The organism is Trinickia diaoshuihuensis (assembly GCF_003390925.1).
GTDB lineage: Bacteria > Pseudomonadota > Gammaproteobacteria > Burkholderiales > Burkholderiaceae > Trinickia > Trinickia diaoshuihuensis.
The window spans coordinates 1-13741 of sequence record NZ_QUBS01000010.1 but is presented as its reverse complement, the minus strand read 5'-3'; the positions used below and the strand labels follow the sequence as shown (position 1 = coordinate 13741).

The window sequence follows — 13741 nt, the reverse complement described above, 5'->3', positions numbered from 1 at the left end:
CTTCACAAGGGCGTATAAATCGCCAGCTTCAAAGCCGGATCGTCGTTCGCTTGAAACGTGGCGTACTCGTAGCGCTCTACGCCACGCTTAGGATGAACGAGCACCTTTTGCCCCGACCCGGGGCCGCGCACATCATGCGCTTTCCACCACTTTGCGAATGGCGGACTGGCTGACCGTAAATGCTCGACCAACGCGACGAATGCGGGATCGCTCGCATGAAGATCGTGTGTCGCGCGAAATAGCGCGATCATCCGGCGCGCTTCGTCTGCCCAAGTCGATCCGAACAATGCCTGCGCGCTCGGCTCGGTGAACATGAAGAGTAGGACATTGCGATTCGCTTGCGCCACGCGACCGAACCCGAACAGATCTTGCGCCGCCCTGTTCCACGCCAGGATATCCCAGCGCCGGCCGGTGATATAAGCCGGCAGAGGGAGGCGCGAAACCATTCGCTCGATGGCGGGCGGTACGCTTTCAGGGACGAAGGCCCGCGCATCGTCTCCGCGAGCAAGCGTTCGTAGATGCGCGGCTTCCGCTTTGCTTAGCCGCAAGGCTTGCGCGAGTGCATCCAGCGTGGCCTCGGATGGGCTGACCGTACGCCCTTGCTCGAGCCGCACGTACCAATCCACGCCGATGCCGGCTAGCTCCGCCACTTCTTCACGACGCAAACCTGGTGTGCGGCGGCGGCGCCCGGTTTTGAGCATGCGTGCATCGGGCGCCAGCTTTTCCCTGCGCGAGCGCAGAAACTCTCCAAACTCGCTACGCCTAGACTCCGGCATGGGCAACCTCGGACGTGGTATCTGCGAATCCTAGGATAGTACCAGGCCTGGATAGGGATCGCATGCGTGCCCACAATCATCTCGTTGCGGATTACTCACGGAGCAGACGATGAGAGCAGCCGTATTGAAGTCGCTGGACGAACCCTTCGCGATCGCCGACGTCCCCGCCCCGGAAATGCGAACCGGGGAAGTTATCGTGGATGTCGTGGCCGCGCCTGTGTTGTCCTACGCCAACGAAGTGTTCAACGGGGCACGCCGCTATCCGATCGAACTTCCGATCATACCGGGCTGTGGGGCAATAGGGCGAGTCCGTACCAGCGGACCCGACGCCACGCATTTGAAGGTAGGCGATTGGGTGTTTTGCGATCCGACCGTGCGCTCGCGCGACGATGCCTTGATGCCAGACATCGTCCTGCAAGGCTGGAGTGCCCGCGGAGACGGTGGCTTGCGCCTGCAACGGTACTACCACGACGGGCCGTTTGGGGAGCAAGTGCGCGTGCCGACCGAAAACGCGGTTCGTATCGGCGACATTGAACCAGAGCGGGCCTCGCGTTGGTGCGCGCTCACGGTCATGCTCGTGCCGTATGGCGGGTTGTTGGCGGCATCGTTCCAAGCCGGAGAAACGTTGCTCGTGAGCGGCGCGACGGGAAACTTCGGCAGTGCCTGCGTCGCGGTGGCACTCGCCATGGGTGCGGGTTGCGTTGTCGCGCCCGGACGTAACGAACGCGTGCTCGCCGATCTAGAGCGCCGGTTCGGCGAGCGCGTACGAACGGTGAGAATTTCCGGGAATGAGGAGGAAGACCGCGAACGCATGCGTCAAGCGGCCCCGGGTGCGATCGATTGCGTGCTCGATCTGCTCCCCCCTTCGGCGCCGACCACGGCCGTGCGCGCGGCGTTGATGGCGGTGCGCCCATACGGACGCGTCGTCTTGATGGGTGGGGTGGGCATGCTCGGCGGCGAAGGTCTCGATCTGCCGTATCCGTGGCTCATGCGCAACGACATCACGGTACGAGGAAAGTGGATGTGTTCGCCCGATGCGGTGCCTCGCATGGCGGCACTGATTCGCTCGGGATTGTTGAGCCTGGACCATATCGATGTCCAGACGTTTTCTCTCGACCAGGCGAACGAAGCCGTGCGCCACGCCGCCGCGAATGCGGGACCGTTCAAGATGACCGTGATCCAGCCTCGGTCCGCGCCTACCGGCTGAATTCGTCGATCAAGAACGCAACGAAGGCGCGAAGTTTCGGGGTGACGTGTTGCCGCGACGGATAAATCGCGTAGAGGGTTGTTCGCACCGTGTCCCAATCGGTCAACACGCATTGCAATCGGCCATCGTTCACATCTTGTTCGACATAGGGATACGGGATCAAACTGAGCCCGAACCCCGCGCGCAACGCATCGCGAATGGCGAGACTGGAACCTACCGAATATCGTGCGTCGACCGCGATGCGTTCGGTGCGCTCGCCCTGGGTGAATTCCCAAACGTCGGCATGCCCCGAAAGACTGAATCGAATGCAGTTGTGCGCTCTTAAATCGGCGGGCACCTTCGGGATGCCATGCGCCTCGAAATAGGCGGGTGACGCGCAAACGACATGCGGCATGACTGCCAAGGGCCGCGCGATCAAGCTCGAATCGCCGAGATTGTCGCTGCCGCGAATCGCGAGATCGAACCCCTCCTTGACCAGATCGACGCGCCTGTCATCGAGGTGTAGGTCGAGTTTCAAATCGGGGTACCGGGACAAGAAACCAGGGATCGCAGCCGAGAGCCGCGTCAACGTAACGGACATCGGTGCGCTGACGCGCAGCGTGCCGCTCGGCGACTTCTTGATCGGGGACAAGGCGTCGTCCGCCTCGGCGAGCGCATCGAGCCCGCGCGTGACATGCTCCAGATAGATCCGGCCTTCTTCGGTCAGCGCCATCCGGCGCGTGGTGCGGTTGATCAGCCGCGCGCCGACGAACGCTTCCAATTCGGCGATGTTCTTGCTGATCGCCGCCGCCGATAGCCCGAGCCGCCGTCCCGCCTCCGCAAAGCTATTGAGCTGCGCCACATGACGAAAGACTTGCAGTGCGGTATAGCGATCCATCGATCATTCACCGTTGGTTGATGATGTTGTTCTAATGCGAACATTATCATTGATCGGTCAATTCCGTATGCTGTGCGTAATCTCTTTTCCATTCGATTACGCAATGACCAACCCTACGATCGCGCTCATCGAGCAACGTGTTTCGGCCAACGCCTTCGATACCTGCCACGCATTGAGCGATGCGGAAGTCGAAACGCTCGTCCGTCTCGCAACGCGTGCTCCCACGGCCTACAACTTGCAGAACTGGCGATTCATCGCCGTGCGCGATGCGGCGGCGAAAGATGCGCTGCGCGCGCTTGCATTCGATCAGGCGAAGGTGTCGAACGCGGCGGTGACCTTTATCGTTTGTGGCGTGCTGCCTGATTCGGAGCACATTCCCGAGCGGCTGCGGCTCTTCGTCGAGGCTGGATATATGCGAGCGGAGATGTCGTCGACTTGGCAAGAAGGTGCGCGCGCGAAGTATGCCGATCCGCAAGCCGCCCGCGATGAGGCTGTCCGTTCGGCGAGCTTGGGCGCGGCGACGTTGATGTATGCGGCAGGCGCGCTCGGATTGGCTTCGGGTCCAATGAACGGGTTCGATGCGGACGCCGTGGCGACCGGGTTCGGGCTCGCGAGCGATGAACTGCCGGTGATGCTCGTGGCGGTCGGACGGCCCGCGCCGGGCAACTGGCCGCAAAAGCCGCGGCGGTCGCTATCGGAAGTGCTGCAGATCTTATGAAAGCTTATGAAAGCCAACGCCCGCGATCTGTTGTCGACTGCCGTGGCCCCCGTCGTCTGGGGCAGCACGTACATCGTGACGACGCAATTGCTGCCGAATTTCTCGCCGATGAGCGTTGCGATGCTGCGCGCATTGCCGGCGGGGTTACTGCTGCTTGCGATCGTGCGTCAGCTACCCAGCGGCATCGGTTGGCTTCACGTGTTCGTTCTCGGCGGCCTCAACATCTCGATTTTCTTGAGCATGTTGTTCGTGGCGGCGTATCGGTTACCGGGCGGTGTCGCCGGCACCGTGGCGGCAGTCCAGCCGCTCTTTGCCGTCTTTCTCGCCCGCATGCTGCTTGGGAGCCCCATCCGGCCGACGTCGATCGTCGCCGTGTTGGTCGGTATCGCGGGGGTGGCGCTGCTGGTGCTGACACCTAAAGCCGCACTCGATCCGGTCGGTGTTGCGGCGGGGCTGACCGGGGCGGCCTCGATGGCGGTCGGAAACGTCTTGGCGCGTAAGTGGCAACCGCCCGTGTCGCTGCTCGCGTTTACCGCATGGCAACTGACGGCGGGGGGCATTCTGTTGATTCCCGTCGTGCTGCTGTTCGCGCCCCCGATGCCCGTGCCGACGGTGATCAATGTCGCCGGGCTCGCGTGGCTCACATTGATCGGTGCGGCGCTCACCTACGTTCTATGGTTCCGCGGTGTCGCGCGACTCGAATCGGCCGCGGTGTCGCCGCTGCTCTTTATAAGTCCGTTGACCGCGGCCGTGCTGGGCTGGGTGTTCTTGAATCAGACGCTGACTGCGATTCAAATCGCCGGTATCGTGTTCGTCGTCGGCAGCATTTGGCTCAGCCAACGGCCCGCTCGCGCGGCCGGCGCGCCGATCCCGACTACGAACTTGCGGTCCAACCGATGAGGGAACACTCCCATGCGATTCATGCGCGTCGTTTTGATTGTGCTCGGTATTTTCGTTGTATCGCCCGTGTGGGCGAAGATGGTCAGCAAACCGGTAGCTTGGAAGCTCGACGGCACGACGTTCAAAAGCGTGCTGGTATATGACGATGCGGTGACGACAAAGCGGCCCGGGCTGGTGATGGTGCCGAATTGGTACGGCGTCAATGACGTCGCCATCAAGAAGGCGGAAATGATCGCGGGCAAAGAATACGTGATTTTGCTGACGGACATGTATGGCGGTGATGTGCGCCCGAAAGGCGACGATCAGGCGCGCACGGCTGTTGCGCCGCTCTATCATGACCGCGGCTTGATGCGTGCGCGAGTCGTCAAGGCGTTGGAGCAACTCAAAGGGCAGGCCGCGGATGCGCCTATCGATCTGTCGCGTCTCGGCGCGATCGGTTTTTGTTTCGGCGGCGCCGCGGTGCTCGATCTGGCTCGCACCGGGTCCGACGTCAAAGCCGTGGTTGCCTTTCATGGCGATTTGAGTACCGACAACCCCGCTTTGGCTGCGAATATCAAAGCGCGGGTGCTTGCCATGAACGGGTCGGCCGATACGTTTACGATCGGGCAAGTGCCCGACTTTACGAAGGGCATGGAGCAGGACCCCGCCGATTGGCAGTTCGTTGAAATGGGGCACGCGGTGCATTGTTTCACCGAGACCGAGGCGACGGCCAAAACGGGAAATTGCCGATATGACGCGAAAGTGGCGGCGCGGTCTTATCGATTGATGCGGGACTGGCTGACCGAGAGTTTCGCAGTAAGTTCGGAGTCCGCGGGCTCGTAAACGGCGCGGCCGAGGCCGATTGTCGGCCCAATACAAAACCGGCTTGCCGTCGCGTCGACGGGCAAGCCGGTTTCAATTCGATTTGACGAAAGCAGATCGATGGCGCCGCTCGGTGCGCTACCTGAAGCGCCGCCGAGCGACATTCGAAGGCGGCCAACTTAGATGCCGAAGAACAGCGGCTTCACGCCATCAGCCTTTGCGGGCGCACCCGAGGCCGAAGAACCGGCTTGCACGCCGCCAATTTCTTGATTGTTGCCGTTTTGCGCATTCACGCGAGCTTGCGCGACTTGGGCATCGGCCGGGTAGTACGGGTCGTTGCTGAAGTTCACGCGGCCGCCGGCCTTTTCGAACTGAATGAGTTCGGCCTTGACCTGAGCGCGGGTGAGCGGCGCGTTCGACTGGGCGAAAGCAGCGACGGGAGCGGCAAAAGCGGCGGCGATGATGACGGATTGAACGAGCGATTTCATGATTACTACCTCCAAGATTGTTTGTGGTACCTGCTGTTTGTATCGAGTTCGTTGCGAGAACCGATGACTGAAGTGTAGTGATTTCGAGTCCTAGGGTTAACGCCTAGTTTGATAAATCATCGTTGCAAATCCGTTCACAATCTCGCCCCCCGGCCGCAGGCGCCGCTTGCAGCGTTGCGCCTTCGACTATATGATCCATATACGTTTCATATATCCGGAGATCGCATGGGGATCGTGAACATCGACGACGAATTGCACGACCAGATACGCAAGGCCAGCGTGGTGTCGTGCCGTTCCATCAACGCGCAGGCGGCGTTTTGGATCAAGATCGGCATGTTGTGCGAAATGAATCCGACGCAAACCTTCAACGAGATCGTGGCAAAAGAGCTGCGCGCGGCGGGGGTGACGGCGCAACCCGTCAAGGCGGCGGCCGCATGACCAAGCGCCCCGAAGAGATCGAATTGATGGCGCATTCAGGCCGGTTGCTGGCCGATGTATTCGCCTATTTGGATCGATTGAGTTTGGCCGGTATGTCGACGATGCAAGTGAACGATCTGGTCGATCGCTACATCGTCGATGAACTCCAGGCGCGCCCTGCAAGCAAAGGGCAATACGGGTTTGCGTACGCATTGAACTCGTCTCGCAACAACGTGGTGTGTCATGGGGTGCCTTCCACCGCGGAGATCCTGCAAAGCGGCGATATCGTCAACTTCGATATCACGTTGGAGAAGGGCGGTTATATCGCCGACTCGAGCAAGACCTACCTCGTGGGCGAAGTGTCACCGCTGGCAAGGGACCTTGTACAAGTGACTTACGAAGCCATGTGGAAGGGCATCAAAGCCGTGCGTCCGGGCGCGACGCTTGGCGATGTGGGCTACGCGATCGAGCGGCATGCGCGCAGACATGGCTATTCGGTCGTTAGGGAATATTGCGGTCACGGTATCGGGCGGGAGATGCACGAGCCTCCCGAGGTGCTGCATTGGGGTAGGCCGCGAACCGGCTTGACGCTGCGTGAAGGCATGGTGTTCACGATCGAGCCCATGATCAACCAAGGGCGTCATGCCGTGCGGACCGAAGCCGACGGCTGGACGGTCGTGACGCGCGATGGCCGGCTTTCCGCGCAATTCGAGCATACGGTGGCCGTCACGCGAAACGGTGTCCGCGTTTTAACGTTACGGCCCGACGAAAACGCGATCACGCCTGCTCGTACAGGGTCTGCAACCGCGATAGCTCCACAATGAATCGATCTTTCAGCGCTTGCGGGCCGACGATTTTCACTTCGGCGCCGTAGGCCAGCAGCTTGCGGACACCCTGGTCGATCGATTCGATCGGCATAATCAACGTTTTCCATCCCGGCGGTGTATCGATGCGGGAGTCATCGCTCGGCAGCGGAGCGGTTTTGACGCGAGCATTCGCCAACCAACGCTCGCCGCGCGGCGATACCGCGATGTGCGCGGTCATGCGGTAGAGTTCGGCCTCGTATTTCACCATCGCGGCGCGCCAGTGCTTGGCGAGATCGAAGCGTGACGGCCGCTTGAAGCGGCGGCTAGAGCGTTTCAATTCATGGATGTTCGCGAGGCGGAACGTCGATGGGTCGGGCTTGCCCACTACCTTTGCGACCAAATACCAAGCGCCGCCCTTCAGGACTAGGCCTAGCGGTTCGAGTGCGCGGTGCGATAACCCGCGCCAGCTTTCATACGTCACTTCGATGCGATAGGCGCCCCACACCGCATCGGCCGCTTCGCGAAGGAATGCCGGCGTTTCCTGCGCTTGGTACCAATCCACCATGTCGACGTGCAAACGGCTCGCGACGCGATCCGCTTGCTCGCGAGATTCGGCGGGCAGACTGGCAATGACTTTGAGCCGGGCCGAAGTGGCCATCGCATCGAGCCCGAGCTCCGTTGCGGGCCCCGGCAGACCCGCTAAAAAGAGCGCCTGCGCCTCGGCTTCGGTGAGCCCGGTGAGATCGGTGCTCCAACGTTCTCGTAGCTGAAATCCGCCGTTGCGCCCCCGGTCTCCCCAGATGGGTACGCCCGCCGTGGAGAGCTGATCGATGTCGCGCAAGATCGTGCGCTCGGAAACCTCCAGCGCTTCGGCCAAAGCCGGCGCCGTCATCCGCCCGCGCGTTTGCAGCATCATCATGATGGACAACAGGCGGCTGGCTTTCATAGGCAAGAGGCCTTCACGAATACATGACAAAAGGTGTCAGGTTAGGCGGCCTATTATTCGCCGTATCGCTCATTGCCTCAATCGGATGCTTATGAAAATCATATCGGGCCCGCTCAGCATGTTCGGTGCGAAGGTGGAGATCGCCGCCCACGAGAAAGGCATCGAGTTCGAATTGGTGATGGCGCCGTTCGATCAGATGCGAGGGTATGAACCGAAGCATCCCGACGTGCTGCGCGTCAATCCGAAGCGCCAGGTGCCCGTATTGATCGACGCGGACTTGGAGATTTTCGACTCGACGCAAATATTCGAGTATCTAGAGGACTTGAAGCCGGACCCCGCGCTGTGGCCGGCGGATACCAAGGCGCGTGCGAGAGCGCGCCAACTCGAGCACTGTAGCGATGAGATTTACTTTCCGCACGTCATCCGGCTGATGGCGCTCGAAGACAGTCCCGATCACCCGGCAGCGCGGCGCGCGTGCGAGGCCGCAACTCAATTCTATCGACGCATGGAGCAAGCGCTTGGCAGCCAAGCGTTTTTGGCGGGGACCTATTCGTATGCGGATATCGCCTTTTACATGGCGCAATTGTTCGGTGCGCGCAAGGGGGCGCCGATGACTGCCGACACGCCTAATTTGCTCGCGTGGCGCGATCGCATGAGTTCGCGTCCGGCCGTGCGGAAGGTCGCCGGTACCATGGCAAGGTACCTCGCCTCGATCGGCAGCTCGATGCCCGACTTCATGCGCGCGCTCGACTGAGCGGTGGCCGTTGCCACACCCAAAAAGGGAATACCGGGAAAAAGCGCCCGGCCGAATAAAGGGCCAGGCGAAACCGCCGATGCTCGGCGGCGGAGGTATCGATGCGAGAACGGCTTGCCGTCGCGACGGCGACGCAAGCCGAATTCGATTCGAGTCAGCGAAGCTGTTTTACGCGGGCCGGCCCGCCTTTGGGCGTTGCCGGCCGTGATGCGTCGATCTCCGAATTACTGTCCGAAGAAGGTCGGCTTTACGCCGTCGGCCTTCACGGGCGCACCCGAGGCCGACGAACCCGTTTGCACGCCGCCGTAGCCTTCATTGTTGCCGTTTTGCGCATTCACACGAGCTTGCGTGAGTTGGGCGTCTTCCGGATAGTGCGGATCGTTACTGAAATTCGTGCGGCCACCCGCTTGCTTGTACTGAATCAGTTCAGCCTTCACTTGGTCACGCGTGACCGATGCGTTCGATTGGGCGAACACGGCCACGGGAGCGGCAAGAGCGGCGGCGATGACGACGGATTGAACGAGCGATTTCATGATTACTACCTCCAAGATTGTTTGTGGTACCTGCTGTTTGCATCGAGTTCGTTGCGTGAACCGATGACTGCAGTGTAGTGATTGGAGGTCCTAGGGTTAATACCTAGTTTGATAAATCATCGTTGCGTTTTTGTTCATAATCGCGCTGCGACGTCGCATCGAATTTGATCATGTGTAACATGTCTTCGCGGTGCGTGACCTCGCGCGTCCGGTCCCTTCAACGCTTGGAAGCTCGTTCATGAATACTCCGCTGCTACCGTTCCACATCGCGTTTCCGGTACATAGCCTCGATGCCGCGCGCGCATTCTACGGCGGCTTACTCGGTTGTCCGGAAGGCCGTAGCTCGGCCGAATGGGTCGATTTCAACCTATATGGCCATCAGATCGTCGCGCATCTTGCGCCGGAGGAAACGGGCGTCAGCACGACCAACGCAGTCGATGGCCACGGTGTGCCGGTCCGCCATTTCGGCGCGATCCTGACCATGCCGCAATGGACGGCACTGGCCGATAAGCTCAAGGCTGCCGGAGTGACATTCGTGATCGAACCATATATCCGCTTCAAGGGCGAGCCGGGTGAACAGGCCACGATGTTCTTTCTGGATCCAAGCGGAAACGCGCTCGAATTCAAATCGTTCGGCAACCTCGACATGTTGTTCGCTAAGTGAGAGCGAGAACGATGCATGCCATGGCGATGGCATTAAACGCTTATCCCTACCAAACTTAACAGCCGTACTTGCATCGTTCGCGCGAAGCGCGGGTCGTGCTTCCGCCTGAAAACGCACGATACCGGGGGCGAGGCGGACATACCTCGCTCACTCATCAGTAAGTCCGATAGGTTTAATCGACGCAGCAAACCTACTCGCATAAATGCGCATCGGCTAACGTTACGACCACGTAACCAATCGAGGGCGCAAATGTCAAAGCTCAATCTGAAGTTGTTGGGCCCCTGTCTGCTGGCGATCGCGATCGATGCAATGGGATTCGGTCTTGTCTATCCCATCATGGCCGCCATCTTTTCCGATCCGCATTCCGGCATCATCGGTCCAGGTACCGATCCCCATATCCGTAATTTCTATTTGGGTCTCGGCTATGGCGTATATCCGTTTTGTATGTTCTTCGGCTCTTCACTGATGGGTGAGTTGTCGGACGGCTACGGCAGAAGAAAGATTCTGCTGCTTTGCGTGTTCGGTCTCGCACTCAGCTATCTTCTGATGGCACTGGGCGCACTCGTGCCAAGCATTGCCTTGCTGCTCATCGGCCGTGGACTGAGCGGGCTGATGGCCGGTTGCCAAGGTATTGCGCAAGCCGCGATCGCGGATATGAGCACGCCCGAAACCAAAGCCTACAACATGAGCATCATGTCGATGGCGTTCAGCGCCGGGGTCATCGTCGGCCCCGTACTCGGCGGCGTGACCTCGGACCGGACGATCGCACCGTTCTTCAACTACGGCACGCCGTTCCTGCTCGTGGCGGTGTTGTCGGTGGTCTGCGGGCTATGGACATACGGGTTCTATCGCAATGCCGTCGCACCGAAAGGCGCCACGCGGATCGATCTGCTGCTGCCGCTGCGCATCATCTACGAAGCCGGCAAGCACCGCCGCGTCGCCTTCCTCTCGATTGTCTTCTTTCTGATGCAGGTCGGTTATGGCCTCTACTTGCAGACGATCATGCTCGTTTTGCAAACGAAGTTTCAGTACACGAGTTCGCAGTTGGGCTTGTTCAGCGGGCTGATCGGCATTTGTTTCGTCTTCGGCTTGATGGTGATCGTACGTTTGATGCTGAAGGTCTGGGGCGTAATCGAGATCGCCAAGACCGGCCTGCTCATCGCCGGCATCGCCCAGGTGCTCTCCGCGCTACTGCCGCACGAAGGCATGCTGTGGGGGTTGGGCATGATCGTCGGATGCTTCGATATGGTCGCTTACACGACGATGTACACGGCCTACTCGGACGCTGTCACTGAAGATCGTCAAGGATGGGCGCTCGGCGTCGCGGGCTCTGTGATGGCCATTGCATGGGTCGTGACGGGCTTCCTCACGAATCTGCTGCCGGTGCTCGGGGAGTTGGGCCTTTTGATGGTGGGTGGCCTGAGCTTCATCCTCAGCTTCCTGATGATGGTCGCCTACGGCCGCAAGTGGTCGATACCCGCGGTTGCCGTCGGATCGCGCGTCTACGAATAGCGCCGCATCGCAGTCCCTCACAACATCTCACATCGGCATCCCAACGCATCAATGCGTCACGATCTGCGCGGCCCCGCCGCGCGGGGCGGGCTCGTGTCGTCCGTGCGCCGCGGCGCCTCGTCCCGGCAGCTTCAGCATTGAACGGAAGGTTCCCGCCTTTCTTTCAACGGCAGTACCCAAACCAGTCACGAATAGAGGATCGAATATGCAGGCGATCGCACAAAAGCAGCAAGACGCCTTCGACGTGATCATTGTCGGTGCAGGCGTGGCAGGCTTGTACATGCTGCATAGGGCAAAGCAAGCCGGCTTATCGGCGCGACTCTTCGATGCGGCCGACGGAATCGGCGGTACGTGGTATTGGAATCGCTACCCGGGGGCACGCGTCGATATCGAGAGCTTCGAATATTCGTATTCGTTTTCGCCGGAGCTCGAACAGGAATGGCATTGGACCGAACGCTACGCATCGCAGCCGGAGTTGTTGCGGTACTTCGAACACGTGGCGCAGCGCTTCGAGCTTTACCCGCACATCCAGCTCGGCACTCGTATTGACTCGGCGGTATACGACGAGGCACGCGGCCAATGGGCCATCGCGACGCAGACCGGACAAACGTATCGCGCTCGCTTTTGCGTCATGGCTACCGGATGCCTGTCGGCGCCTAAGGTTCCCGATATTCCCGGATACGGCAGCTTCCGCGGCGATTGCTATTTCACGTCGCGCTGGCCGCATGAGCCCGTCGAACTGGCCGGCAAGCGCATTGGCGTGATCGGTACCGGATCGTCGGCGATCCAATTCACACCCGTCGCCGCACAAGTCGCCGCTCATTTGACGGTCTTTCAGCGCACGCCCAATTACAGCATTCCGCTACGCAATCGCCCGATGGACCTGGACTACGAGAAGCGCATGAAAGCCGGCTATGAGCAACTGCGCCGCATGCAATGGCGGTCGCCGGGCGGCTTCGTGCTCGTCGGCGGCGAGCCGCGTCTCCCGCTCACGACTTCGGCGCTCGCCGTATCGGCCGAGGAGCGTCTCAGTGAATTCGAAGCGCGTTGGCAAGCGGGTGGGCTGTGCCTCTATACCTGCTATCCGGACTTGATGACGAGCAAGGAGGCCAACGAGACTTTGGCTGAGTTCGTGCGCGCCAAGATACGGGAAAAGGTCGTGAACCCGGCCGTCGCAGAGAAGCTCACGCCGCGTAATCACCCCATTCTGACAAAGCGCCTGTGTGCCGACAGCGGCTACTTCGAAACCTTCAATCGCGACAACGTCACACTCGTCGATTTGCAGGAGACGCCGATCGAGACGATTACCGAACGCGGCATCCGCGTGGGCGGACGCGAGATCGAACTCGACGTCATCGTATTCGCCACGGGGTTCGACGCCGTGACGGGTGCGCTGCTCAATATCGATATTCGCGGGCGGCGGGGGCAATCGCTGCGGGCGGCCTGGCAAGATGGCCCGAAAACCTATCTGGGGCTGATGTCGGCCGATTTCCCGAACCTGTTCAACGTCGCGGGCCCCGGCAGCACGGCGTCGCTGAGCAGCGCCATCCCGTGCGATGAACATCAGATCGATCTCGTCATGCGGCTCATTACGCGATCACGGAACGGCGGCGGCGCGGGTATCGTCGAGCCGACCCACGCCGCGCAGGACGCGTGGACCGAGCGGATCCAAGCCATCGCGGCAAAAACGCTGATACACGAAAGCAACTCGTGGTACGTGGGCGCGAACGTGCCGGGCAAGCCACGCGTGGTGCTGCTCGATTTGGAGGGTTTCAGCGCCTATATCGATGTGTGCGACGGCATTATCGCGCGCGACTACGAGGGGTTTGTATTCGAATCCGCACCCGCCGGCGTACCCGCCGAGGATAGCGTCGCGCTAGCGTGATCCGCAGCCGTCATGTAACCGCTGCGTCAGACCAATAACGAGTCCGCCGCACAGGGGCGGACCTACCGGAGGGCAACGCATGAGCAAGCTTCACCCCAGCGCGACAGGCGCGCTTGCCGACATTGTCAAGGACGGACAAACCTTTGCAATCGGCGGCTTCGGGCTGTGCGGCATCCCCGAAGCGTTGATCGCGGCTTTGCGCGAGACGGGCGTCAAGGGCATCACGTGTATCAGCAACAACGCGGGCGTCGACGGTTTCGGCCTCGGGCTGTTGCTCGAAACGCGCCAAATCAAGAAGATGATCTCGTCGTACGTCGGCGAGAACAAGGAGTTTGAGCGCCAGTACCTGTCGGGCGAACTCGAGCTCGAGTTCACGCCGCAAGGCACGCTTGCGGAAAAGCTGCGCGCGGGCGGCGCCGGCATTCCGGCTTTCTTCACGCGCACCGGTTACGGCACG

The 13741-nt window shown here is 60.7% G+C and carries 16 protein-coding genes; 11 read left to right on the top strand and 5 right to left on the bottom strand.

What is annotated here, in order from left to right; all coding sequences use genetic code 11:
• Positions 1-2: 2 nt before the first annotated feature.
• Complete coding sequence (locus DXT59_RS01325) at positions 3-776, bottom strand: helix-turn-helix transcriptional regulator (RefSeq protein ID WP_116135146.1); 774 nt, start codon at positions 774-776, stop codon at positions 3-5.
• Between the two features lie 109 nt (positions 777-885).
• On the opposite strand from DXT59_RS01325, the gene DXT59_RS01320 reads away from it, so the two are divergent.
• The gene (locus DXT59_RS01320; protein WP_116135145.1) at positions 886-1983 is read left to right on the top strand and encodes a zinc-binding dehydrogenase; all 1098 of its coding nucleotides are present in this window, start codon (positions 886-888) and stop codon (positions 1981-1983) included.
• Here the strand turns inward: DXT59_RS01320 and DXT59_RS01315 are convergent.
• Positions 1973-2860 carry a LysR family transcriptional regulator gene (locus tag DXT59_RS01315; protein WP_116135144.1) on the bottom strand — a complete coding sequence of 296 codons (888 nt, stop codon included), beginning with the start codon at positions 2858-2860 and terminating at the stop codon, positions 1973-1975. The two genes, DXT59_RS01320 and DXT59_RS01315, sit on opposite strands and share 11 nt — an antisense overlap.
• Before the next feature lie 103 nt (positions 2861-2963).
• Here DXT59_RS01315 and DXT59_RS01310 point away from each other — a divergent pair, with 103 nt between their 5' ends.
• The 3 genes from DXT59_RS01310 to DXT59_RS01300 are packed head-to-tail and all read left to right on the top strand — an operon-like array spanning position 2964 to position 5300.
• Entirely contained in the window at positions 2964-3578 is a 615-nt protein-coding gene (locus tag DXT59_RS01310) for a nitroreductase family protein (protein ID WP_116135143.1), read from the top strand.
• A gap of 6 nt (positions 3579-3584) precedes the next feature.
• Positions 3585-4478 (top strand): DMT family transporter, encoded by an 894-nt coding sequence (locus DXT59_RS01305; protein WP_116135142.1) that lies wholly within the window; start codon positions 3585-3587, stop codon positions 4476-4478.
• Positions 4479-4490: 12 nt separating this feature from the next.
• Positions 4491-5300 carry a dienelactone hydrolase family protein gene (locus DXT59_RS01300; RefSeq protein WP_116135141.1) on the top strand — a complete coding sequence of 270 codons (810 nt, stop codon included), beginning with the start codon at positions 4491-4493 and terminating at the stop codon, positions 5298-5300.
• Between the two features lie 158 nt (positions 5301-5458).
• On the opposite strand, the gene DXT59_RS01295 is transcribed toward DXT59_RS01300, so the two are convergent.
• Positions 5459-5767: a DUF4148 domain-containing protein gene (locus tag DXT59_RS01295; protein WP_116135140.1), complete on the bottom strand. Its 309-nt coding sequence runs from the start codon at positions 5765-5767 to the stop codon at positions 5459-5461.
• A 225-nt stretch (positions 5768-5992) separates the two neighbouring features.
• On the opposite strand from DXT59_RS01295, the gene DXT59_RS01290 reads away from it, so the two are divergent.
• Together DXT59_RS01290 and map are read left to right on the top strand one after the other, a co-directional pair.
• Entirely contained in the window at positions 5993-6205 is a 213-nt protein-coding gene (locus DXT59_RS01290; protein ID WP_116135139.1) for a ParD-like family protein, read from the top strand.
• Positions 6202-7008 (top strand): type I methionyl aminopeptidase, encoded by an 807-nt coding sequence (gene map, locus DXT59_RS01285; RefSeq protein ID WP_116135136.1) that lies wholly within the window; start codon positions 6202-6204, stop codon positions 7006-7008. The genes DXT59_RS01290 and map overlap by 4 nt, the downstream gene beginning before the upstream one ends.
• On the opposite strand, the gene DXT59_RS01280 is transcribed toward map, so the two are convergent.
• Positions 6962-7936: a helix-turn-helix transcriptional regulator gene (locus tag DXT59_RS01280; protein WP_116135133.1), complete on the bottom strand. Its 975-nt coding sequence runs from the start codon at positions 7934-7936 to the stop codon at positions 6962-6964. The genes map and DXT59_RS01280 overlap by 47 nt on opposite strands.
• A 91-nt stretch (positions 7937-8027) precedes the next feature.
• Here DXT59_RS01280 and DXT59_RS01275 point away from each other — a divergent pair, with 91 nt between their 5' ends.
• On the top strand, positions 8028-8690 hold the full coding sequence (locus tag DXT59_RS01275; RefSeq protein WP_116135131.1) for a glutathione S-transferase family protein: 663 nt from the start codon (positions 8028-8030) through the stop codon (positions 8688-8690).
• 224 nt (positions 8691-8914) lie between these two features.
• Here the strand turns inward: DXT59_RS01275 and DXT59_RS01270 are convergent, their stop codons facing one another.
• Positions 8915-9223 carry a DUF4148 domain-containing protein gene (locus DXT59_RS01270; RefSeq protein WP_116135128.1) on the bottom strand — a complete coding sequence of 103 codons (309 nt, stop codon included), beginning with the start codon at positions 9221-9223 and terminating at the stop codon, positions 8915-8917.
• 238 nt (positions 9224-9461) lie between these two features.
• On the opposite strand from DXT59_RS01270, the gene DXT59_RS01265 reads away from it, so the two are divergent.
• The 4 genes from DXT59_RS01265 to DXT59_RS01250 all read left to right on the top strand — a co-directional run.
• Positions 9462-9887: a VOC family protein gene (locus DXT59_RS01265; RefSeq protein ID WP_116135124.1), complete on the top strand. Its 426-nt coding sequence runs from the start codon at positions 9462-9464 to the stop codon at positions 9885-9887.
• 249 nt (positions 9888-10136) lie between these two features.
• Positions 10137-11399: an MFS transporter gene (locus DXT59_RS01260; protein ID WP_116135122.1), complete on the top strand. Its 1263-nt coding sequence runs from the start codon at positions 10137-10139 to the stop codon at positions 11397-11399.
• A 205-nt stretch (positions 11400-11604) separates the two neighbouring features.
• The gene (locus DXT59_RS01255; protein ID WP_116135120.1) at positions 11605-13284 is read left to right on the top strand and encodes a flavin-containing monooxygenase; all 1680 of its coding nucleotides are present in this window, start codon (positions 11605-11607) and stop codon (positions 13282-13284) included.
• Between the two features lie 79 nt (positions 13285-13363).
• Positions 13364-13741 (top strand): CoA transferase subunit A (locus tag DXT59_RS01250; RefSeq protein WP_162877891.1); only part of this gene is annotated, 378 nt, incomplete at its 3' end.